The following is a 22,733-nucleotide window of genomic DNA, read 5'->3' as shown; positions in this document are numbered from 1 at the left end:
TCGCTATTCATGGCAACTTTACGTCATTCTTACATCGCCGGTGTCGGCCACTACGTCCCGAGCCGGGTGGTTAAAAACGCCGAATTGGAGCCGATGATGAACACCTCCGACGCCTGGATTCAGGAGCGCACCGGCATTCAGGAGCGGCGGTGGTTTGAAGAGGGCAAAGACACCACCGCCAATATGGGGGCCAATGCCTCACGCATGGCCCTGGAAATGGCGGGCGTAGCGGCCAATGACGTGCAGCTGATTGTTTTCGCCACGCTTTCGCCCGACTATTTTTTTCCGGGCTCGGGCGTGTTGCTGCAGCGCGAGCTGGGCATGACCAACAACTGCCCCGCCCTGGATGTGCGCAACCAGTGCTCCGGCTTTATCTACGCCCTCTCGGTGGCCGACCAGTTCATCCGCACCGGCATGTACGACACGGTGCTGGTGGTGGGCTCCGAAATCCATTCTTCCGGCCTCGACAAGTCGCCCGAAGGCCGGGGCGTGGCCGTCATTTTTGGCGATGGCGCGGGAGCCGTGCTGCTCCGGCCCAGCACCCAGGAAGGCCAGGGCATCCTCAGCACCCACCTGCACGCACAGGGCGAGTACGCCGAAGAGCTCATCGTGCGCGAGCCCAGCTCAAACCGCGAAAACCGCATCGAGTACATCATGGACAATAAATCGGAACTGTACCCATACATGAACGGCCAAAACGTGTTTAAGCACGCCGTGGTGCGCTTTCCGCAGGTCATCAAAGAAGCCCTGGACCAAAACGGCTACCAGTCCACCGACATCGACATGCTCATTCCACATCAGGCCAACCTGCGCATCACGCAGTACGTGCAGCAGAAAATGGGCCTGAGCGACGACAAGGTGTTCAGCAATATCCAGCGCTACGGCAACACCACGGCGGCGTCGGTGCCTCTTGCCCTAAGCGAAGCGGTGCAGGAAGGCAAAATCAAGCGCGGCGACCTGGTGTGCCTGGCCGCCTTTGGTTCCGGTTTCACCTGGGCTTCGGCCCTGCTGAAGTTTTAGGCAAGTAACTGGTCAATTAAAAATTGAGAATTAAAAGTTAAAGAGGTCGACCGAACAAGCTCCAGGCCTGCTTCACCTGACCTGTTTTTTAATTCTCAATTTTTAATTTTTAATTGAAATCAATGCCCAGCCAAACCGAGGAAAATTACCTAAAAGCCATTTACAAGCTGGCCGAAGCCGAGCCGCAAACGGCGGGCGTGAGCACCAACCGCATTGCGGCCGCGCTGGCCACTCGGGCTGCCTCGGTTACGGACATGCTCCGCCGCCTCGCCGACAAGGAGCTGCTGAACTACGAAAAGTACCGGGGCGTGCAGCTCACCGCCGAGGGCCAGCGGCTGGCTCTGCTCACCATCCGCAAGCACCGACTGTGGGAAGTATTCCTGGTACAGCAGCTCGGGTTCAATTGGGATGAGGTGCACGAAGTAGCCGAGGAACTGGAGCACGTGCAGTCACCGCTGCTCATGCGCCGGCTCGATGCCTTCCTGGGCTACCCGGCCTTCGACCCGCACGGCGACCCCATTCCGGCCGAGGATGGAGCCGTGCGCCGCCCCGCCACCCGCCTGCTGGCTGACCTGAGCGTGAGCGAAGCCGGCACCCTGGCGGCCGTAAAAAACACCTCCGCTCCCTTCCTGCAATACCTCGACAAAGTAGGCCTGCAACTCGGCTCAGCTATTGAAGTACTGGATAAGGTACCCTTTGATAACTCATTGGAAATCCGAATAAACTGCGAGCGGTCTGTACTTGTTTCAGCCGAAGTGAGTCGCAATTTATTTGTAACCGAATGAGCCCCCTTTTCTCCGACACCATCGTCGCCCTCTCCACGCCTCCGGGGGCGGGCGCGCTGGCCGTTCTCCGGCTCTCGGGTCCGGCCGCGGTGGCTATCACCGCCGCCCTTTTCTCGAAGAAAAGCTTCGCCCAAGCTACCGGCCATACCCTGCACTACGGCACCCTGCGCCACCCCGGCAACGGAGAAATTCTCGACGAAGTGGTAGCCGCCCTCTACCGCGGGCCCCGCTCCTTTACCCGCGAAGACGTAGTCGAAATCAGCTGCCACGGTTCCGACTATGTGGTGCGCCAGGTGCTGGCCGCACTGCTGCGCGAAGGAGCGCGCCTGGCCGAAGCCGGCGAATTCACCAAGCGTGCTTTCCTCAATGGCGCGATGGATTTGGCCCAGGCCGAAGCCGTGGCCGACCTCATCGCGGCCGACTCCGCCCTAAGCCACCGCGTGGCCCTCAACCAGCTGCGCGGTGGCTTTTCCCAGGAGTTGCGCGAGTTGCGCGCTCGCCTCATCAAGTTCGCGGCGCTGCTGGAGCTGGAGCTGGATTTTGGTGAAGAAGACGTGGAGTTTGCCGACCGCACCGGTCTGGCGCACCTGCTGGCCGAAGTGCGGGCCGTGGTGGCGGGCCTGCTTCGTTCCTTTGAGCTCGGCAACGTCATTAAAAACGGCATCACGGCCGTCATCGCCGGCCGGCCCAACGCGGGCAAGTCCACACTGCTCAATGCGCTGCTGCGCGAGGAACGCGCCATTGTTTCGGCCATCCCCGGCACTACCCGCGACTTCATTGAGGACGAAGTAAGCATCGATGGCCTGCGGTTTCGTTTTGTGGACACCGCAGGCCTGCGCGACAACCCCGCCGACGAAATAGAAGCCATTGGCGTAGCCCGCACTAGGCAGCGCGTGCGCCAGGCGGCCCTTTTGCTTTATCTGTTCGACCTAACCGAGCTAACTCCGGAAGAAGTTCGGGCCGAAATTCAGGAGCTGACTAATGGGCTTGACTTGCCCGTAATGGCCGTTGGCAATAAAACTGACCTCGCGTCGGCCGAAGATATTGCGGCCTTCGTCAGCGGGTTTCGTTCGAGTCAGGCCAATCAACTCTCCGAAATGCCTTTGGTGCTCCTGGCTGCCGGCCAGAATCACGGATTAGAAGCACTACAACAAGCCTTGGTAGACCAAGTGCGCGGCACTGCCCTGGAAAACAATGCCTCGGCCACCATCGTGACCAACGTGCGCCACGCCCGTGCCCTGGAAATCGCCGCCAGCCACCTTGCAGCCGTGCAGACGGGCCTCGACACCAGCCGGGGCACAGAATTGCTGGCCGCCGACCTGCGCCACGCCTTGGCGGCCCTGGGGGAGATTACCGGAGAAATTTCTTCCGAAGACCTTCTCACCAGCATATTCACCCAGTTCTGCATCGGCAAGTAGGCTGGTTTGGCTGTTTAATCAAGCGACAGCTATCAAAATCTTCGCAAACGTTGCCAAACGTTCAATGGACGATTCCAAGGCCGGTTTTGGCACCTTCTGGCCCTCTTTTCCAGTACTGAATGTGCCTGAAAGTGCCGAAATATTTCCCGGCTTACGACGTATGGCTTAGTTTCGTACTCTATTTCTCTTACATCCCTCCCGCCCATGGCAGAATCTGCTGAACTCATCCTCGACGGCAAGTCCATCATCTTGCCCGTTATCGAAGGCACCGAACACGAAAAAGCTTTTGACATCGGTAAGCTGCGCGACCAAACTGGCTACGTTACCCTCGATTCAGGATATAAAAATACCGGTGCTACCAAAAGCGCCATCACCTTTCTCGACGGCGAGGAAGGCATTCTGCGCTACCGGGGCTACCCCATTGAGCAGTTGGCTGAAAAATCGAGCTTTCTGGAAGTTGCTTACCTGCTGATTTACGGCGCGCTGCCGACAGAAAAAGAATTCAAGAGCTTCCAATACCAAATCACGCAGCATACCCTCGTGCACGAGGATATCCGCAAGATTCTTGACGGCTTTCCGTCGTCGGCCCACCCCATGGGCATCTTGTCGTCGCTGATTTGCTCGCTGACTGCGTTCTACCCCAAGAGCATTGCGCCCGAAATCAGCAAGGAAGAGCTGGACTTGAATATCGTGCGCCTCATGGCCAAGATTTCGACCATCGCCGCCTGGAGCTACAAAAACTCGGTGGGCCATCCGCTCATCTACCCGCGCAACGACCTCGACTACTGCGCCAATTTCCTGTACATGATGTTCAGCTTCCCCACCGAGAAGTATGAAATCAACCCCATCGTGGTGAGTGCCCTCAACAAGCTGCTCATCCTGCACGCCGACCACGAGCAGAACTGCTCCACCAGCACCGTGCGCCTCGTGGGCTCAGCCAACGCCAGCCTCTACGGCTCGGTTTCGGCCGGCATCAACGCCCTGTGGGGTCCGCTGCACGGCGGTGCCAACCAGGAAGTGGTCGAAATGCTGGAGGCCATTGAAGCCGACGGCGGCAATACCAGCCGGTGGATTACCAAGGCCAAAGACAAGGACGACTCGTTCCGCCTCATGGGCTTCGGCCACCGCGTATACAAGAACTTCGACCCCCGCGCAACCATCATCAAGAAGGCTGCCGACGAAGTCCTGCAAGCCCTGGGCCTGCAGGACAGCCCGCTGCTGAAAATCGCGCAGGAGTTGGAGCAAGCCGCCCTCACCGACCAGTACTTTATCGAGCGCAAGCTCTACCCGAACGTCGACTTCTACTCCGGCATCATCTACAAAGCCCTGGGCATCCCCACCGAGATGTTCACCGTGATGTTTGCCCTGGGCCGCCTGCCCGGCTGGATTGCCCAGTGGAAAGAGATGCGTGAGAACAAAGAGCCCATCGGCCGCCCTCGCCAGATTTACACCGGCGAGTTGGAGCGCGACTACAAGGAAATCAGCGCCCGTTAGGCAGTTACGTTGCCTCTAAAAACAAAAAGCCCGCTCTATGGAGCGGGCTTTTTCGTGTCCGGCTGGTAAGGAGGGCCTCCCCTATTTCAAGCGGTGCGCGGTAAAGTTGGTACGGAGGGCCTGGTAAGCCAATAATTGCTGGGGCCGGAGCAAATCGGCCAGCCCGTTTTCGTAGCGCATCTGGGCCATGGCCAGGCGGGAGTCCCGCTCTGCGGCACTGGCCCCGTTGAGCAGAATCTCCAGGTCGCGCCGCTCCGTGAGCATGTCGAGGTGCAGCTGCTTCACGGCGAGGTACTGGGCCTCATTGAAAGGAATGTGTTGCGCCAGGGCCCGGGTGAGTGTGGTGGCGCGGGTCATCATTGCTTTCGAGTAAGAACCGTCGCCAGGGCCAGCCATGGCAACCGGGGCAATGCTAACACCTGCGGCAAAGCAAGTAGCCAGGAAGAAATTTTTCATGGGTTTATGGATGATGGTGAAAAGATGAGTCGTGAGGTCAGGTTATGTGCTATTGACCAGACCAAACGTAATCAATTATTTCTTTTGCACGAAAAATATTTTTTATGGCACTTTTTTAATTCATTGATGCCTCTGCATATTATTAACTATCTCATTTGAAAGTTTTTAGCTCCTCCTAAAAAACTGAGTGATGAAGCAAAAAAATAGCTCGCCATCAAGCGAGCCATACTTTTTTACCGAACAAATGCAATTATATTTTCACGTATCTAAAGTGTTACTTTAAGTGAATATGCTGTTTCAGCGATTTCTTCCAACTGCTTTTCCGGTCCCTGCTCAAACCAACCAACAGCAATTATGGCCGGAATCAACTCCAAAAGCCCGAGGCGTTACCCAATAAAAGCCCACGTTGGCCCGGGTTGCGGAGTGACTTTCTATAAGATATGCAGCTCAATGCGGCGGTTGAGCCGACGGTGAGGCTCCGTATCATTGGCGGCCAGTGGGTGGCCCTCGCCATATCCTTTGGAGCGCAAACGAGTCATGGATATACCGTGCCCCGATAAGTACTCGACCACCGACTGGGCCCGGCGTTGCGACAATTGAGTGTTGGCTTCGGGTGAGCCCACGTTATCAGTATAGCCCGATACTTCAATCTGCACATCCCGGTACTGCCGCAGAAACTCAATCAGCCGGTTCAGCTCCGTGCGGGACTGGGGCTTCAGGTCATACTTATTGGTATCGAAGAAGAGGTTGTTCAGCACCACGCTGCGGCCGGACCGCACCGGCTCCAGGTAAATATCAAGGGCCTGTAGATTGAAGGTGTGCTGGTCGGAATAGTCGAAACTAAGGCTTTTGAGCAGGTATTTATCGGCCGCCGCGTACATGGCGTAGTGGTGGCCGGCGTTGAGCACCACGGTGTAGTCGCCGTATTCGGGGTCGGAGGTAACGAATTGGGTCAACACGTCCGTGTCAAGGTCGTAGAGCTTTACTTCGGCCTTAAGGGGCTTTTTCGTATTCGCATCGAATACCCGGCCCTGCGTGTAGGTGCTGGTTTCGCGGGCCCGCACCGGCGGCGGCACGGCAAAACCGAAAAGCTCGACGGGGCGCTCCCGGGCTAAGCGGTAGCCGCCGGGTGGTTCCTCGCTGGCCCGGCTTCGCGAGCAGAAGCCCCGCTGGTTATCAGAAGTGATGAATAGAGAAGCTTCATTTTCGAAGGTATTGAGCGGGTATCCCAGATTACGGGGCGTACTCCAGTTGCTGGTGCCCGATTTCTCGCAGCGAAATACGTCGAGTCCGCCCATGCCCACCAAACCGTCGGTCACATAATAAAGCGTGGTGCCGCTGGCGTGGATGAAAGGAGCCATGTCCTTACCCACCGTATTCACGGGCGTACCCAGGTTCTGGGCCGGGCTCCAGGTGCCGTCAGGTTTCAGGGTGGTCATGTAAATATCTTCCTGGCCCTGGCCGCCGCGCCGCGTCGAAGTGAAGTACAGCGTGCGGCCATCGGCCGACAAGGAGGGCTGGGAATCCCATTCCGTAGAGTTCACGTTGAGGCCCAGGTTAACCGGTACGCTCCAGTTATTGCCGGTGCGCCGCGATATGTATAAGTCGCAGTTGCCAATGGCTTTGGGCCGGTCGCAGGAAGCAAAAACCAGGGTTTTGCCATCGCCCGAAATCGAGCCCGCCCCTTCGTTGTAGCTCGAGTTGATGGTGGGGGAAATGGGCACGGGCTCACCCAACGAGCCGTCTTTGTTCTGGCGGCTGATGTACAGGTCTTCGCCGCTGCTAGCAGCTGGGCGGCCCGTAAATAGCAGGAAGCGGTTATCCGCCGTCAGGGCCGGAAAATACTGAAACTTGAAGCTGTTCATTGGCGAGGGCAGCGCCACCGGGGCCTCGCCCACGGGATGCTTGATGGCCTCCAGCGCAAATTCACAAGTCAGCAGCTGCCGCTGCGACTTGGATAGGTTCTTTTGCGTCTTGGGCGCGACTTTCATCAACTGCTTGTAAGAGTCGAGGGCCGTTTGGTAGTCGCCGTAGCTCAAAGCCAAGTCGCCCAGCAGCTGGTATTCCGACGCATGGGTGGCATCGGCCGTTACTTTGGGCAGGCCTTCGCGGTAGGCTGCCAGGGCACTGCGGTTGTCACCCATGGCCTTCAGCAAAGAACCTTTCAGCAAGAAAGCTTCTCCAAACGAAGGAAACTTCTGATTGAGCTGGTTCAGGGTTTCGACTGCCTTGATAAAATCCCGCTCCTTGGTCTGTTGCTGCGCCTTTTCGAGCAGGCTGCGCGCTTTGGTGTTGGTGGGCATCTGTACCTTGGGAGGCAGCTGGCCCCAAGCTGTTTCGGCGGAGGCCAGCCCCAGCAGACACATCATTCCGAGGCGCAATGCCCCCAACACTGAAATGCGACGCATAGAGAAGGCTACGGAATGTCTAGGTATTTATGGGTTTGCAACGACACCTGCCAGCGCGGATGCTGCTTCACGTACTCCACCAGTTCCGGAGTCATGCGGGCCGCCCGGCTCCACTCGGGCTGCAGGTATAGACGCGTGGTAGCAGGCACCAGCGCGGCATGCTCTTCGGCCCATGCAAAATCGTGACCATTAAATACGACTACTTTGAGCTCATGGGCCGCGGCCAGCACGTCGGGCAGGGGCGCTTTGAATTTCTTGGGTGACAAACACACCCAATCCCAGGTGCCCGACAATGGGTGGGCCCCCGAGGTTTCGAGCCAGGTGCGGCATCCGGCCGCCTTTAGTGCCGCCGTAAGCGGGCCTAAGTTGTGCATCAGCGGCTCCCCGCCGGTGATGACTACATCGCGGCCGGGATAAGCCAACACCGCCTCCACCAGCTGCGCCACAGACTGGCGCGGGTGGGCATCGGCATCCCAGGATTCTTTCACATCGCACCACACGCAGCCCACGTCACAGCCCCCCAACCGAATAAAATAAGCGGCTCGGCCGACGTTGTATCCCTCGCCCTGAATTGTATAGAACTGCTCCATCACGGGCAGCAGCGTGCCCGCTTCGGCCGATAGAACACCACCAAAAGGTGCAATAATTTCTAAAGAAAGTAAACTCACGGATATCAAACTAAAATGGGTCATAAAAAACCCCGTAACGACAACGGCTACGCGTAGGCACACCGTTCCAAGCGTCGGACTTTAAAAGTACGCGGTGGTAGTAGGTTAACCAAATATTCCAAGAATCAGCTTGTGGCGCGCGGATAAATCTCGCCGGTAGCCGCGCGCAGGGTATTCAACAGCAGCATGGCGATGGTCATGGGCCCAACCCCGCCCGGTACCGGCGTGATGGCCGAAGCCAGCGGGGCCACCTCGGCAAATTTTACGTCACCCTTCAGAGTGTAGCCGCTCTTTTTGGTGGCATCTGCTACGCGGGTAGTACCCACGTCAATCACTACCGCGCCGGGCCGCACCATGTCGGCGGTCACGAATTCAGGGCGGCCAATGGCGGCCACAATAATATCGGCCGTGCGGCATATCTCAGCCAGGTTTTCAGTGCGTGAGTGGCATAAAGTAACGGTGCAGTTCGCATTATCTAAGTTCTTGGCCAGCAATATACTAACCGGCGTTCCCACGATATTCGAACGACCAATCACAACGCAGTGCTTGCCGCTGGTTTTAATGCCCTGGCGGCTCAATAATTCCACAATTCCGGATGGCGTGGCGGGCAGTAAGGCGGGCAGGCCAGCCACCATTCGGCCGATGTTCATGGGGTGAAAACCGTCGACATCCTTCTCCGGCCGGATGGCCTCAATGACTTTTTCCGGGTTGATGTGAGCCGGCAGCGGCAGCTGCACGATGAAGCCGTCAATCTCCGGGTCGCGGTTTAGCTCATCGACTTTAGCCAGCAAGGCAGCTTCCGTAATGTCGTCCTCGTAGCGCAGCAGGGTAGACTGAAACCCGACCCGCTCGCAGGCCAGCACCTTGTTGCGTACATACGCCTCAGAGCCGCCGTCGTGGCCTACCAATACGGCAGCCAGGTGCGGCACCTTGTGGCCCGCGGCCTTTAGCTTGGCTACCGCAGCAGCGATTTCGACTTTGATGTCCTCGGCGGTCTGCTTGCCGTCGATGAGGTTATTGGTTTGAACGGGAGTCATAAAAGCGGTTGGTCATCCTGAGTGGAGCAAAGGACCTTCTCACGCCCTGCGCCGCAATGTGTAGAAAACTGACGAGGCGGCCGTGATAAGATGCTTCCTTCAGCAGCGTGACAAGCAATAAAAAAGCGACCCGAAAGCCGCTTTTTACAAATCAGTCTATTTTGAGAACTGCCAGAAAGGCTTCTTGCGGGATTTCGACGGAGCCCACGGTGCGCATCCGTTTTTTGCCCTCTTTCTGTTTTTCCAGCAGCTTGCGCTTGCGGGAAATATCGCCGCCGTAGCACTTGGCAATTACGTTTTTGCGCAGGGCCTTGATGGTTTCCCGGGCAATGATTTTCTGGCCGATGCTGGCCTGAATGGCAATGTCAAACATCTGGCGGGGCAGCAACTCGCGCAGCTTCTCGCAGAGGCGGCGGCCCCAGTCGTAGCTCTTGGAGCGGTGCACGATGGCCGACAAGGCGTCCACCTTCTCGCCGTTCAGCATCACATCCAGCTTAACCATGTCGGCTTCGCGGAAGCCAATCAGCTCGTAGTCGAGCGAAGCGTAGCCGCGGCTGATGGTTTTAAGCTTGTCGAAGAAGTCGAACACTATTTCCGACAGCGGCAGCTCAAACGTCATCTCTACCCGCTCAGAAGTGAGGTAGGACTGGCCCTTGATGATGCCGCGCTTGTCCATGCACAGCGTAATGATAGGGCCCACGTACTCCGCCGCCGTAATAATCTGAGCCTTGATGAACGGCTCTTCAATGAGCTTAATCAGGTTGGGCTCCGGCATTTCGGACGGCGCGTTGATGGTCAGCAGCTGGTCTTTGGTGCCGATGGCGTGGAACTGCACGCTGGGCACCGTGGTGATAACCGTCATGTTGAACTCCCGCTCCAGGCGCTCCTGCACAATTTCCATGTGCAGCATGCCCAGGAAACCGCAGCGGAAGCCGAAGCCCAGCGCCACCGATGTTTCGGGCTCCCACACCAGGGAGGCGTCGTTGAGCTGCAGCTTTTCCATGCTGGAGCGCAGCTCTTCGTACTCGGTGGTTTCGACGGGATAGATGCCGGCGAAAACCATCGGTTTCACATCGGCGAAGCCCTTGATGGCTTCGGACGTGGGGCGATTTACGTGCGTGATGGTATCGCCTACTTTCACCTCGCGGGCTTCTTTGATGCCCGAAATGAGGTAGCCCACGTTGCCAGCGCTCATTTCGGTGCGCGGCTCCTGATTGAGGCCCAGGATACCGATTTCGTCGGCGCCGTACTCCTTGCCCGTGGCCATGAACTTCACCTTGTCGCCTTTGCGCATGGTGCCGTTCTTGATACGGAACAGGACTTCGATACCCCGGTAGGAATTGAAGACCGAGTCGAAAATCAAGGCCTGCAAGGGCGCTTCAGGGTCGCCTTTCGGGGCCGGAATCCGGTCGCAGATGGCGTTGAGAATGGCTTCGATGCCGATGCCGGTTTTGCCCGAGGCGTGAAGAATGTCGCCGGGCGCGCAACCGATAAGGTCCACGATTTCGTCGGTCACCTCCTCCGGCATGGCGTGCGGCAGGTCAATTTTATTGAGCACCGGGATGATTTCCAAATCGGCCCCGATGGCAAGGTACAGGTTAGAAATAGTCTGTGCTTCAATACCTTGCGAAGCATCTACAATCAGCAGTGCGCCTTCGCAGGCGGCAATGCTGCGGCTTACTTCGTAGCTAAAGTCGACGTGGCCGGGCGTATCAATCAGGTTCAGCGTGTAGATTTCCCCCTTGTAGGGGTACTGCATCTGAATGGCGTGGCTCTTAATAGTGATGCCGCGCTCGCGCTCCAGATCCATGTTGTCGAGCAACTGGGCCTGCATGTCGCGCTTGGCCACGGTGCTGGTGAACTCCAACAGGCGGTCGGCCAGGGTGCTTTTCCCGTGGTCGATGTGGGCAATGATACAAAAATTACGAATATGCTTCACAGGGGGCGGTTTTTCAGTCCGCGAAGGTACGAACGCCGAAGCGCAAAAGCCAGAACGTCCCGGTTCGGACCTGGCAAACGCTCTGTCCGGCAATTACCCCTAACTGCTTAGTTTTGCTGATTCCCTATTATTGAATACGCCAATGCAACCGGAAACCACTACGCTCTCCCAAAACACACTCAATAATACCCGCAGTAAATTTCTGGTTTCGGCCCTCAATGGCACCGCGCTCTACGTGCTGGCCTACTACCTGGTATGGGCCCTGCACCAGGCAGCCAGGTTTTATGTTTCGCGCTTCTATCACTTGCGCGGTAATTGGGACCCGAGCCGAATAGTGTACACCCTGAGCGATGGCGAATGGTGGCGTACCGCCGTAGTGGCCGTGCACGGCATTGGGCCGGTGGTATGCCTGGGGCTGGGCGTGGTGGCCTTTCGCTGGTTTTGGCGGAGCGAGCGGGCCAAGCGGGGCAATTTTAAGCTGCTGCTGCTATGGGTCGCTTTCCATGCTTGTAACGCCGTGTTTGGGGCATTGCTGGCCGACACGTTTATTCAGTCGGGCTTCTGGTACGTGCCCGATTGGCTGTTCCGGCTTGGCAACGTTATGAACGTGACGCTGGCCATATTGGCCGGGCTGGCCCAGCTAGCATTGGGCTATTTTGGAGCCGTGGCTTTCCTGCAAGCGCACGACTCTAAAACGGTGATGCGCTACGCCAACCGGCAGCTTATGGTGGTATGTACCCTTATTGTGCCGTGGCTGGTGGGTGGCGCTTTCATTGCCCTGACCAAGATTAACTACATTACGGTTCAGGAATTTCTGCACCTGGCCATGATGGGTTTGCTGGTGACCCCGCTGGCCTTGGGCTGCCTGAATGAAGTGTTTTCGGACACGGTGCGCAAGCCGCAGGCTACGCAGGTGGCCTGGAGCCTGGTTGGGCTCGCCATAATTATCGCCCTAACCTGGCGGCTGGCCCTGAGCCCACCGGTTGCGTTTGGGTAATCCCCTTCAAGCCACTGATTTTCGGTGTGATTAACTTAAAAATACCTTGACTGAGCCAGTAGGGCATTCTTTTGACCAGTGGTGGGGTTTGCGCACTATCCTCGCAATATTGGTCCATTATCGTCGCAAACTACCTAATGAGCCCAACAAAGCCTTAAGAATTGAAGTTACGGCTGGAATATCACCAACACACTCCAAATTCCTATGGGTATTACCCTCGAACTCGCCCAAACTGCAATACAGGCGGCACACGAAAAAGCGCTTGAGATGGGCGTTAAAATGAACATTGCCGTGGTGGATGCCGGGGCCAACCTTGTGGCCTTCGTCCGCATGGACGATGCCTGGCTTGGCTCGCTCGACATCTCCATTAAGAAGGCCAAGACGGCCCGCTTCTTCGACATGCCTACCGGCGTTATCGGCAGCCTCTCGCAGCCCGGCGGTTCGCTCTACAACATTGAGCATTCCAACGGCGGCCTCATCACCTTCCCCGGCGGCATCCCCATCAAGGACGGCAGCGGCAAGGTCATCGGCGCCATCGGCGTATCGGGCCACGGCGTGGAAGACGACCACATCGTAGCCGAAGCCGGAGTGAGTGCTGTAGAAGGCAAGTAGCAGCACCCTTTTCGGTGCTATTGGCGCGCCGTGCTTCGCTAAGCCGAGCACGGTGCTGTTTTTATTTTAATTTCCTTAACGTACCAGTCTAATGGCTAGCAATAGAGGCGTAGTATATCTCGGACCCGGCAAAGTCGAAGTCCAGAGCATTGATTTCCCCGAGCTGAAAAATCCGAAGGGCAAGAAAATCACCCACGGTGTTATCATCAAGGTGGTTTCTACCAACATCTGTGGTTCGGACCAGCACATGGTGCGCGGCCGGACCACGGCCCCGGCGGGTTTGGTGCTGGGCCACGAAATCACCGGTGAGGTGATTGAGGTTGGCGACGACGTAGAATTTTTGAAGATTGGCGACCTTGTTTCGGTGCCCTTCAACGTGGCCTGCGGCCGGTGCCGCACCTGCAAAGAGCAACAAACCGGCATTTGCCTGAGTGTGAACGAAGGCCGGGCCGGTGGTGCTTACGGCTACGTGGACATGGGCGGTTGGATTGGTGGCCAGGCGGAGTACGTCATGGTGCCCTATGCCGATTTCAACCTGCTTAAGTTCCCGAACAAGGACCAGGCGCTGGAGAAAATCCGCGACCTGACCATGCTCAGCGACATTTTCCCCACTGGTTTCCACGGCGCCGTGAAAGCGGGCGTGGGTCCCGGCACCACGGTTTACGTGGCCGGAGCTGGCCCCGTGGGCTTGGCCGCTGCCGCTTCGGCGCAGCTGCTGGGCGCGGCGGTGGTTATCGTCGGGGACATGAACAAGGCGCGTTTGGCGCACGCTCGCTCCTTCGGTTGCGAAACCGTGGACCTGAACGAGAACGCCAGCCTCGCCGACCAGATTGCCCAGATTCTGGGTGTTCCGGAAGTCGATTGCGCCATCGACTGCGTGGGCTTCGAGGCCAGCGGCCACGGCACGCAGGTTAAAACGGAGGTTCCGGCCGCCGTGCTCAACTCGCTCATGGAAATTGCCCGCGCGGGTGGTTCCATCGGCATCCCCGGCCTGTACGTTACGGCCGACCCGGGCGCGGAAGACAAAGCCGCGCAGTCGGGCAACCTGTCCATCCGCTTCGGTTTGGGCTGGGCCAAGAGCCATTCTTTCCACACCGGCCAAACGCCGGTGATGAGCTACAACCGTCAGCTGATGCAGGCCATTTTGTACGATAAAGTACAGATTGCCAAGGCAGTGAACGTGGAAGTTATCAGCCTCGACGACGCTCCCAGGGGCTACGCTGAGTTTGACAAAGGCGTGGCGAAGAAGTTTGTGATTAACCCCCACAACATGATTCCCGCCGCCAAACCGCAGGCTCACGCGAAAGAAGAAGCCGTCGCTTAGTCGGCTTATTTCTTATTTTAACAGCCGGACTGCCGCAAGGTGGTCCGGCTGTTTTCGTTTGGGCGGGCTAGAATTAATTCAGAGTGCGGAGTACCGAGATTTAGTCCCAGCGGGGCCGCACCTCAATAGGAATAGCCATACTGGAATGGCTGGGCGGCGTACCCGATGGCCAACGGTCCTGGTACTGCCTCATGGTGCCAGCGGCAATGTCAGCGACGCACCGCATGGTTTTTCGCGATAAATCCGAAGACCAATGGAAAGTACAGCCCCTCAACCTGAGCCTGTACGTGACGACGTTAAGCCCCAAATAACGCTTCTCCGGCACTTTTGGGGCCAGAGCCGCACCAACAGCCAAAACGCCCCGATAGCCGCGACGGGGCGTTTTCCGTACCTTCGCCTACCAAAAAACGACTTTCTTATGCACCCCGCTCCCACCGCGCCCTACAAGCCCAAAAACCACGTCCGCATCGTCACCGCCGCCGCCTTGTTCGACGGCCACGACGCGGCCATCAACATCATGCGCCGCATCATTCAGAGCAGCGGCGCGGAGGTAATTCACCTCGGCCACAACCGCTCGGTGCAGGAAATCGTGGATTGCGCCATTCAGGAGGATGCCCAGGCCATTGCCATCACCAGCTACCAGGGCGGGCACAACGAGTACTTCAAGTACATGTTTGACCTGCTGAAGGAGCGCGGCGCGGGCCACATCAAAATCTTCGGCGGCGGCGGCGGCGTGATTCTGCCCACCGAGATTGCCGACTTGCAGGGCTACGGCATTACCCGCATCTACTCGCCGGACGATGGCCGGGCGATGGGTTTGCAGGGCATGATTAATAATTTGCTGGAACAGGCCGACTTCCCCACCGGCCAGAACCTGAACGGCGAGGCGGGCCACGTGAAGGAGAAAGACGCGCGCAGCATCGGCCGCTTGATTTCGGCGGCGGAAAACTTCCCCGAGGAGTTTGAGCGGGTGAAAGGCCAGTTGGTAGCGGAGTTTCAGAGCACGGAGTCGACGCTGAAAGAAGAAGCTAACGGCGAAGGGAACCTAGAAACGCACTCCGCTCCTATTCTCGGCATTACGGGCACGGGCGGTGCGGGCAAATCCAGCTTGGTGGATGAGCTGGTGCGGCGCTTTTTGATGGACTTCCCGGAGAAGACCATTGCCATTATCTCCGTAGACCCCAGCAAGCGCAAGACCGGCGGCGCGCTGCTCGGCGACCGGATTCGGATGAACTCCATCAACTCGCCGCGGGTGTACATGCGCAGCCTGGCCACCCGCCAAAGCAACCTCGCCCTGAGCCGCTACGTGCAGGACGCCGTGGACGTGGTGAAGGCCGCCAACTACGACCTGATTATCCTCGAAACCTCCGGCATCGGCCAGTCCGACACCGAAATCATCGAGCACTCCGACGCCAGCCTCTACGTGATGACGCCCGAGTACGGCGCGGCCACGCAGCTGGAAAAAATCGACATGCTCGATTTCGCCGACGTCATCGCCCTCAATAAATTCGACAAGCGCGGCGCCCTCGACGCCCTGCGCGACGTGCGCAAGCAGTACCAGCGCAACCACGGCCTATGGGACTCGCCCACGGACACGATGCCGGTGTTCGGCACCATCGCCTCCCAGTTCAACGACCCCGGCATGAACCGCCTCTACCGGGCCGTGCTGAAGATGCTGGAAACCAAAACCGGCGCCACCTTCGCTTCCAGTCTCGAAACGACGGTGGAAGATTCGGAGAAGATTTACATCATCCCGCCGCACCGCACGCGCTACCTCTCCGAAATTGCCGAAACCAACCGCGCCTACGACCAACGGGTGCGCGAGCAGGCCAAAATCGCGGAGCTGGCCAGCGCCTTTTCCACTATTCAGCAGCACTACGCCGAGGCCAAAAACGGCGCCGAAGGCCAGGCTGAAGAGTTTGCCAAGGGCGTGCAAACCCACCTGCGCCGCCTCGATGCCGATAGCCAGACCATTCTGGAAAACTGGGACGCCACCCTCCAGAATTACCGCAACCCGGAGTACGTATACTCGGTGCGCGGCAAAGAAATTCGGGTGCAGACACACACCAAGTCACTCTCGGGCAACAGCATCCCGAAAGTGTCGGTGCCGCGCTACACCGGCTGGGGCGACCGCCTGCGCTGGGCCATGCAGGAGAACTTCCCCGGCGAATTTCCCTACACGGCCGGCGTGTTTCCGTTTAAGCGCGAGGGCGAAGACCCCACCCGCATGTTTGCCGGCGAAGGCGGCCCCGAGCGCACCAACCGCCGCTTCCACTACGTGAGCATGGGCCTGCCCGCCAAGCGCCTGAGCACGGCCTTCGACTCGGTGACGCTCTACGGCGAGGACCCCGACGTACGGCCCGATATTTATGGCAAAATCGGCAACGCCGGCGTGAGCATCGCCTGCCTCGACGACGCCAAGAAGCTCTACTCCGGCTTCAACCTGGCCAACCCCAGCACCTCGGTTTCGATGACCATCAACGGCCCGGCCGCTACGTTGGCCGCGTTTTTCATGAACGCCGCCATCGACCAGCAGTGCGAATTCTACATCAAAGAGCACGAGCTAGAAGCGGAGGTCGATGCTAAAATCGATGCCATCTACGCCGGTAAAAACCAGCCCCGCCCCCGCTACCAGGGCGAGCTGCCCGCCGGCAACGACGGCCTCGGCCTAAGCCTGCTCGGCGTGACCGGCGACCAGGTGCTGCCCGCCGACGTATACGCTACCATCAAAGCCCGCACCCTCACGCAGGTGCGCGGCACCGTGCAGGCCGACATTCTCAAGGAAGACCAGGCCCAGAATACCTGCATTTTCAGCACCGAATTCGCCCTGCGCCTGATGGGCGACGTGCAGGAGTACTTTATCACCGAGAAGGTGCGGAATTTCTACTCCGTGTCGATTTCGGGCTACCACATTGCCGAAGCCGGGGCCAATCCCATCACCCAGCTCGCCCTCACGCTCTCCAACGGCTTCACGTTCGTAGAATATTACGTGAGCCGCGGCATGAGCGTGAACGACTTCGCGCCCAACCTGAGCTTCTTCTTCTCCAACGGCATCGACCCGGAGTACGCCGTGATTGGGCGGGTGGCGCGCCGCATCTGGGCCAAGGCCATGAAGCTGAAGTACGGCGCCGACGCCCGCAGCCAGATGCTGAAGTACCACATCCAAACCTCGGGCCGCAGCCTGCACGCCCAGGAAATCGACTTCAACGACATCCGCACCACGCTGCAGGCGCTGTACGCCATCTACGACAACTGCAACTCCCTGCACACCAACGCATACGATGAGGCCATCACCACGCCCACCGAAGAATCGGTGCGCCGCGCCATGGCCATTCAACTCATCATCAACCGCGAGCTGGGCCTGGCCAAAAACGAGAACCCGCTGCAAGGCTCTTTCATCATCGAGGAGCTCACCGACCTGGTGGAAGAAGCGGTGCTGCTCGAATTCGACCGCATCACGGAGCGCGGCGGCGTGCTCGGAGCCATGGAAACCATGTACCAGCGCGGCAAAATCCAGGAGGAAAGCATGCACTACGAGATGCTGAAGCACACCGGCGAATACCCCATAATAGGAGTAAATACCTTCCTCTCGTCCAAGGGCTCACCCACGGTGGTACCGGCCGAAGTCATCCGCGCCACGGAGGAGGAAAAGCAGTACCAAATCGACATGCTCATCCTGCTGCACGAGCGCAACGCCGACCAGGCCCCGGCGCGCCTCAAGCAGCTCCAGCAAATCGCCGTGGCCAACGGGAATCTATTTGCCGAGCTGATGGAAACGGTGAAGTACTGCTCGCTCGGGCAGATTACGAACGCGCTGTTCGAGGTCGGCGGACAGTACCGGCGGAATATGTAACATTGCCCTTTCTTAATCCTCCATTCTAATCTACCAGCTTAAAATAGCATGCAGTTTAGCCTCAACTCAAAATTCAAGTCCTTAGAACCCTTTACAATTTCTCTACCAGACCTAACTATTCTAACAGGAGTTAATGGGGCAGGAAAAACTCAAATTTTATCCGCAATTATGGATAATAAGGCCACTGTAACCGATAATAACTTAGAGTTAAACCCCAAAAAGTACGTTACACATCAAACGTTAGCTCCTAATGATAGCAGCGTAGTTACCAGACAGTCACTGCTTCAAGAAATAGATGGTATTTGGAATCAATATAACAGCTTTCAAGAAAACCACAAACAAAACGCAGGTTATCAATTAGAACAATTTATTCATGACCAAAATCAAATTAAACTTATAAATAACATTGCTTCAAAGACACGTAAGACTGTTACCGAGTTAACACAGGAGGACTTATATATCCACTACCCTGTGAACACGGTCACAGGAGACATTTTTTATCAAAATTTTTCAACTCTTTTCAAAAGATATCAGAACAAACTTGATGATAATCGATACAGATATTTCCTAAATAAAGAATATAACAAAACTGACCTAACCTATTCATCAGATGAAGAATTTATCAAGGAATATGGAGAGGCTCCATGGAATTTTGTTAACAAGATTTTAAAAGAGGCTAATTTAGACTACTTTATTAATTCACCAGAAGGGTCAGACAGAGATGCTCCCTTTGAACTAAAACTTGTTAACAACTTAACAAGCGTTGAAGTAAAGTTTAGCGATTTATCATCTGGTGAAAAAGTCCTTATGTCATTAGCTTTAGCTTTATACAATTCAAGGTTCGAGGTTCAGTTTCCGAAACTCATGCTTATGGACGAACCTGATGCTTCATTGCATCCTTCAATGTCCAAACAGTTTTTAGATGTAATCCAAAACGTATTTGTTAAAGACAAAGGAGTCAAGGTAATTATCACTACTCATTCTCCATCAACAGTAGCTTTGGCACCTGAAGAGTCCCTTTACATTGTCAATAAAACTGGACAACGTTTAGAGAAATCCACAAAAGACCAAGCTCTAAAAATACTTACCTCAGGTGTTCCATCTTTCAGTGTTAATTACGAAAATCGGAGACAAGTTTTTGTAGAAAGCAAGTATGATGTCATATTTTACGAAAAAATATACGACAAGCTCAAAAGCAAATTAATTAAAGATATATCTCTTAATTTTATATCTTCAGGAGTAGCTGGAGTTGGCAACTGCGACCAAGTAATTGATATAGTCAAAAGACTAACAGCTTTTGGCAACAAATTTATTTTTGGAATTATTGATTGGGACAAAACCAACAATTCTAATGAACACGTTTTAGTATTGGGGCATTCAGAAAGATATAGTTTAGAAAATTATATATTTGACCCCATACTACTTTGCGCACTCCTCCTGAGCGAAAGGCTTATTGAAAGAGAGGACTTAGGTTTTACAAATAACGAAACCTATTCTGAATTCAGAAATCTGTCTAATTCTCAACTTCAGTTTATGTCAGACTTTATTATGAGTAGGGTTTCTGATAAATTTGACACTACAAAATCGAGCACAAAACGCGTCGTTTATGTCAATGATTCTGAGATATTAGTACCCGAATGGTACTTGGAAAATCAAGGCCATGCTCTAGAAGCTATAATTAAGACAAAATTTCCACAGCTAAACAAATTCAATAAGGAAGAAGGCCTTAAGAAGGAGATTATTTACAAAATAATTGATGATATTCCTGAATTCATTCCTAATGATGTGCTTGTTTTATTTCAACAGATTCAGGACTTGGACTAATTCCAAGCTGGCGCGAGTTGTAGGCGCAGCCGTAACTCGTGACTAACCTTGAAGTGGAGGTTGTACCTCCACTCCCGCAACGCGGCAAGCAGGCGTGAGCGCCGCTTAGATTTAAACTGGAGTGAGTTTAGCGCAGCGTAACTCGTGACCACATCTGATGAAGGCTGGACAGCTAGGGCAATCGAGCAAAACGTTCCACTACGAGGCACAGCCTCGCCCGAATGATAAGTCACGAGTTACGCTGCGCTAAACTCGCGCCAGCAACAGGGCCGCAACGCGGCAAGCGCGCGTTACCCCTACCTTCCCAGCCTCGGGAGGACGTGGTGTTGTGCGTAACGGGGCACCGCCCACGCGGGCCAACCGGACGCGACGGCGCGACGGCGCGACTCGGCGAGCTTCAGCAGGGGCTTGGGGGTCACGAAAAGCCATTCGCAGTACCTTCACTTGATGGAACAAGGGCCGTTTATTCCGCTGACTTCTGACTATGGCTTCAAGGCCACGTTTGGCAACGAGGGCAACACTTTGTTTTTGCGCACGGCGTTGCAGGCGCTTATCAAGTCGCCGGTGCCCATCCGGGAAGTGCAGCTGGAGAAGAATGCCTTTGAAGCGCTGACGCTGGACAGCCGCAGCGGCATCTTCGATTTGGCCTGCACTGATGAGGCAGGCAACCATTTCATCGTGGAAATGCAGCTGGGGCATGCCCCGCACTTTGTGCGGCGCATGAAGTTCTACGGGCTGCACAAGTTCAACACCGTGGTGGAGCGCGGCCGGTTCGACTACGCTAACCTGCCCCGCATCTATTGCATCGCGTTTCTGGAACGCAACATCCTGCCCACGGCCGGCTACCAACACCCTGGCCAACCTGCGCGATGAGCAGGGCGAACCCATTGATGAGCAGATGACGTTCATTCTGGTGGAACTGGCTAAATTTGAGAAACCGGTGGCCGCCATCGTTACCGACCTTGATAATCTGCTCTACACCATGAAAAAGCTGCACGAAGTAACCGAGCCCACGCAGTACCCCAAGTTCTGGAACGAGGAATGGCTGCAACGTGCCATTGACGAGCTCAACACCCGCAAAATGACGCCCGAGGAGCGGTTCCAGTTTGCCCGCTACACGGCCATCAATGCGGAAGCCGTGAATGCGGAGAAGGCGGCTGCTTTAGCTATCAGAACCGAGGCCGTGCGGCTGGGCTTGCAAAATGGCCTTTCGGTTGACCTCGTAGCCAAGATTAATGGGGTTAGCGCGGAAATGGTGCAACGGATTCAACACGAATTGACAGCGGAGTAATTTGATTCAGCTGGCGTACAAACCACCTACACCCTGCTTTCCCAACTTCGGGAGGGCAGGGTGTCGTGCGTAACGGGGCACCGCCCACGCGGGCCCACCGGGCGCGGCTCCAAGACACGCTAAGCTTCGGCAGCGGCGGTGGGGAGCGCGGGGGCCTATCGTATCAGCATCGTCTTGAATCGTATCAAATCGTATCACGGGGCGGGCGGTGCGCTTAACTTCGCGGCATGATAGAGCGCGTGCATACCGTGGAAGTGACGCTGGATTGGGCCTTGCTGGCGGCAGTGAGCAAGCTCGACCGGTTTGATGCCAGCTGCCATTGAGCGGCGCGAGGGGTAGGCGCTGAAGCAGCTGAAAGCCATTGCCACGGTGCGCAGCGTGGGGGCTTCTACCCGCATTGAGGGCTCGCGCATGAGCGACGCGGAGGTGGAAGTGCTGCTGCGCAATACCGACATCACCAAGCTCGAAGACCGTGATTCGCAGGAGGTGGTGGGCTACTTTCAGGTGCTGGATTTGATTGCGGAATCCTACGCCGACATTGGCATTTCGGAGAACAGCATCAAGGGGCTGCACAACCAGCTGCTCCGTTTCAGCCGTAAGGACGAGTGGCACCGGGGCAACTACAAGCAGCACTCCAACGCCGTAGAAGCTACGCTGCCGGACGGCACCAAGCAGCTGATTTTTCAGACCACCACGCCGGGCTTTGCCACCGAGGACGCCATGCGCGCGCTGGTGGCCTGGTACCACGCCGATACGGCTACGCATCCGCTGGTGAAGTGCGCCTTGTTCTGCTACGACTTTGTGAGCATTGGCTTCGCCTTCCTTCGGTTCACCCGTTTCAGGATGGCAACGGCCGCCTAAGCCGACTGCTGGCCACCCTGCTTCTGCTCCAGAACGGCTACGTCTGGATTCAGTACGTGAGTCTGGAGCATGAAATCGAGAGCCGTAAAACAGCGTATTACCGTGAACTGCAAAAATGCCAGGCGCAGCGACCGGGCGAAAACATTTCGTCGTGGCTGACCTTCTTTTTTGATGCGCTGCTGAAAGTACAGCAACAGTTGCTATAGAAGCTAACGGTGCGCGAAACGGAAACGCAGTCGTCGCCGCGCGAAAAAGCTGTGCTGGCCTTTGTTGGCAATTATTCCGGCTGCAAATCGGGTCAGATAGCCGGGAAGCTGGCCATTCCATCGCCGACGGTGAAACGAATCCTGGCCGATTTACTGGGGCAACAACGCATCACGAAGGAAGGCCGAGGTCCGGCAACAGTTTATTACGTGAGTTGATTGCCATCTACGCAGGCGCAGCAGTCCGGCCCGCTTCGGCAGCAGCTGGAGGGGCACCAGAAGCATAACCTTCGCCCCCGCCCCAGGTTAGTACCTGGCAACTTTTCCGCTGCATTATGGCCCGGCGCAACTCCCCCAACGACATCCGGCAGCTTGCCGACCTGAATCAGCTGAGCGAAATCGTGGTCGATAAGCGGCTGGGCAAACGCGCCGAGGCCAAGAAAAGCCGCCGCAACCGGCACTACGAAAAGCAGTTCATCAAAAACGCACTGACGGCTGGCTTGGATGGCGACGAGGGCTGAGCCCCGGCCCGCCGCCCGCGCC

General features: G+C 56.5%; 20 protein-coding genes. 15 read left to right on the top strand and 5 right to left on the bottom strand.

Annotated features, from left to right (window positions below; translation table 11 throughout):
- Positions 1–9 precede the first annotated feature (9 nt).
- From IEW17_RS02400 to IEW17_RS02385, 4 genes are all read left to right on the top strand, one after another.
- On the top strand, positions 10–1,020 hold the full coding sequence (locus IEW17_RS02400; protein WP_188560419.1) for a 3-oxoacyl-ACP synthase III family protein: 1,011 nt from the start codon (positions 10–12) through the stop codon (positions 1,018–1,020).
- Between the two features lie 122 nt (positions 1,021–1,142).
- Positions 1,143–1,805 carry a metal-dependent transcriptional regulator gene (locus tag IEW17_RS02395; protein WP_188560418.1) on the top strand — a complete coding sequence of 221 codons (663 nt, stop codon included), beginning with the start codon at positions 1,143–1,145 and terminating at the stop codon, positions 1,803–1,805.
- Complete coding sequence (gene mnmE / locus IEW17_RS02390; RefSeq protein ID WP_188560417.1) at positions 1,802–3,223, top strand: tRNA uridine-5-carboxymethylaminomethyl(34) synthesis GTPase MnmE; 1,422 nt, start codon at positions 1,802–1,804, stop codon at positions 3,221–3,223. Before IEW17_RS02395 ends, mnmE begins: the two co-directional genes overlap by 4 nt.
- 204 nt (positions 3,224–3,427) lie before the next feature.
- Positions 3,428–4,717, top strand: coding sequence for a citrate synthase (locus tag IEW17_RS02385; protein WP_188560416.1), 1,290 nt, complete (start codon positions 3,428–3,430; stop codon positions 4,715–4,717).
- A gap of 81 nt (positions 4,718–4,798) precedes the next feature.
- Here the strand turns inward: IEW17_RS02385 and IEW17_RS02380 are convergent, their stop codons facing one another.
- The 5 genes from IEW17_RS02380 to lepA form a co-directional block, all read right to left on the bottom strand.
- The gene (locus IEW17_RS02380) at positions 4,799–5,173 is read right to left on the bottom strand and encodes a hypothetical protein (protein WP_188560415.1); all 375 of its coding nucleotides are present in this window, start codon (positions 5,171–5,173) and stop codon (positions 4,799–4,801) included.
- A 431-nt stretch (positions 5,174–5,604) separates the two neighbouring features.
- Entirely contained in the window at positions 5,605–7,581 is a 1,977-nt protein-coding gene (locus IEW17_RS02375; protein ID WP_229748763.1) for an OmpA family protein, read from the bottom strand.
- Positions 7,582–7,589: 8 nt separating this feature from the next.
- Positions 7,590–8,171 carry a 7-carboxy-7-deazaguanine synthase QueE gene (locus tag IEW17_RS02370; protein WP_229748776.1) on the bottom strand — a complete coding sequence of 194 codons (582 nt, stop codon included), beginning with the start codon at positions 8,169–8,171 and terminating at the stop codon, positions 7,590–7,592.
- A 203-nt stretch (positions 8,172–8,374) separates the two neighbouring features.
- Complete coding sequence (locus tag IEW17_RS02365; protein ID WP_188560413.1) at positions 8,375–9,286, bottom strand: bifunctional 5,10-methylenetetrahydrofolate dehydrogenase/5,10-methenyltetrahydrofolate cyclohydrolase; 912 nt, start codon at positions 9,284–9,286, stop codon at positions 8,375–8,377.
- A gap of 151 nt (positions 9,287–9,437) precedes the next feature.
- On the bottom strand, positions 9,438–11,225 hold the full coding sequence (lepA, locus tag IEW17_RS02360; protein ID WP_188560412.1) for a translation elongation factor 4: 1,788 nt from the start codon (positions 11,223–11,225) through the stop codon (positions 9,438–9,440).
- A gap of 142 nt (positions 11,226–11,367) precedes the next feature.
- Here lepA and IEW17_RS02355 point away from each other — a divergent pair, with 142 nt between their 5' ends.
- From IEW17_RS02355 to IEW17_RS02320, 11 genes are all read left to right on the top strand, one after another.
- Positions 11,368–12,222: a hypothetical protein gene (locus IEW17_RS02355; RefSeq protein ID WP_188560411.1), complete on the top strand. Its 855-nt coding sequence runs from the start codon at positions 11,368–11,370 to the stop codon at positions 12,220–12,222.
- A 204-nt stretch (positions 12,223–12,426) separates the two neighbouring features.
- A complete protein-coding gene (locus tag IEW17_RS02350) occupies positions 12,427–12,834 on the top strand; it encodes a GlcG/HbpS family heme-binding protein (protein WP_188560410.1) in 408 nt (135 codons plus the stop codon).
- Between the two features lie 91 nt (positions 12,835–12,925).
- Entirely contained in the window at positions 12,926–14,158 is a 1,233-nt protein-coding gene (gene fdhA / locus IEW17_RS02345; RefSeq protein WP_188560409.1) for a formaldehyde dehydrogenase, glutathione-independent, read from the top strand.
- 418 nt (positions 14,159–14,576) lie between these two features.
- Positions 14,577–18,011, top strand: coding sequence for a methylmalonyl-CoA mutase family protein (locus IEW17_RS02340; protein ID WP_188560408.1), 3,435 nt, complete (start codon positions 14,577–14,579; stop codon positions 18,009–18,011).
- Positions 18,012–18,059: 48 nt separating this feature from the next.
- Positions 18,060–19,835 (top strand): AAA family ATPase, encoded by a 1,776-nt coding sequence (locus tag IEW17_RS02335; RefSeq protein WP_188560407.1) that lies wholly within the window; start codon positions 18,060–18,062, stop codon positions 19,833–19,835.
- A 447-nt stretch (positions 19,836–20,282) separates the two neighbouring features.
- Positions 20,283–20,708: a PD-(D/E)XK nuclease family transposase gene (locus tag IEW17_RS21325; RefSeq protein WP_308420588.1), complete on the top strand. Its 426-nt coding sequence runs from the start codon at positions 20,283–20,285 to the stop codon at positions 20,706–20,708.
- A gap of 25 nt (positions 20,709–20,733) precedes the next feature.
- Entirely contained in the window at positions 20,734–21,126 is a 393-nt protein-coding gene (locus tag IEW17_RS21320) for a hypothetical protein (protein ID WP_308420586.1), read from the top strand.
- A 378-nt stretch (positions 21,127–21,504) separates the two neighbouring features.
- A complete protein-coding gene (locus tag IEW17_RS20785) occupies positions 21,505–21,987 on the top strand; it encodes a Fic family protein (RefSeq protein WP_229748762.1) in 483 nt (160 codons plus the stop codon).
- Entirely contained in the window at positions 21,903–22,193 is a 291-nt protein-coding gene (locus IEW17_RS21400; RefSeq protein WP_373286148.1) for a Fic family protein, read from the top strand. Before IEW17_RS20785 ends, IEW17_RS21400 begins: the two co-directional genes overlap by 85 nt.
- Before the next feature lie 9 nt (positions 22,194–22,202).
- On the top strand, positions 22,203–22,409 hold the full coding sequence (locus tag IEW17_RS20780; RefSeq protein WP_229748761.1) for a hypothetical protein: 207 nt from the start codon (positions 22,203–22,205) through the stop codon (positions 22,407–22,409).
- 116 nt (positions 22,410–22,525) lie between these two features.
- Entirely contained in the window at positions 22,526–22,711 is a 186-nt protein-coding gene (locus tag IEW17_RS02320) for a hypothetical protein (RefSeq protein WP_188560406.1), read from the top strand.
- The last annotated feature ends 22 nt before the right edge of the window (positions 22,712–22,733 follow it).

The organism is Hymenobacter frigidus (assembly GCF_014640435.1).
GTDB lineage: Bacteria > Bacteroidota > Bacteroidia > Cytophagales > Hymenobacteraceae > Hymenobacter > Hymenobacter frigidus.
The sequence above is the reverse complement of the archived record's forward strand: the minus strand, read 5'-3'. Positions and strand labels throughout refer to the sequence as shown.

Excerpts from the sequence above, each read along its gene's own strand:
- IEW17_RS02385 (WP_188560416.1), top strand. The coding sequence starts at position 3,428 with ATGGCAGAATCTGCTGAACTCATCCTCGACGGCAAGTCCATCATCTTG.
- IEW17_RS02335 (WP_188560407.1), top strand. The coding sequence starts at position 18,060 with ATGCAGTTTAGCCTCAACTCAAAATTCAAGTCCTTAGAACCCTTTACA.
- IEW17_RS02350 (WP_188560410.1), top strand. The coding sequence starts at position 12,427 with ATGGGTATTACCCTCGAACTCGCCCAAACTGCAATACAGGCGGCACAC.
- IEW17_RS02380 (WP_188560415.1), bottom strand. The coding sequence starts at position 5,173 with ATGAAAAATTTCTTCCTGGCTACTTGCTTTGCCGCAGGTGTTAGCATT.
- IEW17_RS02395 (WP_188560418.1), top strand. The coding sequence starts at position 1,143 with ATGCCCAGCCAAACCGAGGAAAATTACCTAAAAGCCATTTACAAGCTG.
- fdhA (WP_188560409.1), top strand. The coding sequence starts at position 12,926 with ATGGCTAGCAATAGAGGCGTAGTATATCTCGGACCCGGCAAAGTCGAA.
- IEW17_RS02375 (WP_229748763.1), bottom strand. The coding sequence starts at position 7,581 with ATGCGTCGCATTTCAGTGTTGGGGGCATTGCGCCTCGGAATGATGTGT.
- IEW17_RS02400 (WP_188560419.1), top strand. The coding sequence starts at position 10 with ATGGCAACTTTACGTCATTCTTACATCGCCGGTGTCGGCCACTACGTC.
- IEW17_RS02320 (WP_188560406.1), top strand. The coding sequence starts at position 22,526 with ATGGCCCGGCGCAACTCCCCCAACGACATCCGGCAGCTTGCCGACCTG.
- mnmE (WP_188560417.1), top strand. The coding sequence starts at position 1,802 with ATGAGCCCCCTTTTCTCCGACACCATCGTCGCCCTCTCCACGCCTCCG.
- IEW17_RS02365 (WP_188560413.1), bottom strand. The coding sequence starts at position 9,286 with ATGACTCCCGTTCAAACCAATAACCTCATCGACGGCAAGCAGACCGCC.
- IEW17_RS02355 (WP_188560411.1), top strand. The coding sequence starts at position 11,368 with ATGCAACCGGAAACCACTACGCTCTCCCAAAACACACTCAATAATACC.
- IEW17_RS21325 (WP_308420588.1), top strand. The coding sequence starts at position 20,283 with ATGGAACAAGGGCCGTTTATTCCGCTGACTTCTGACTATGGCTTCAAG.
- IEW17_RS02370 (WP_229748776.1), bottom strand. The coding sequence starts at position 8,171 with ATGGAGCAGTTCTATACAATTCAGGGCGAGGGATACAACGTCGGCCGA.
- IEW17_RS02340 (WP_188560408.1), top strand. The coding sequence starts at position 14,577 with ATGCACCCCGCTCCCACCGCGCCCTACAAGCCCAAAAACCACGTCCGC.
- IEW17_RS21320 (WP_308420586.1), top strand. The coding sequence starts at position 20,734 with ATGACGTTCATTCTGGTGGAACTGGCTAAATTTGAGAAACCGGTGGCC.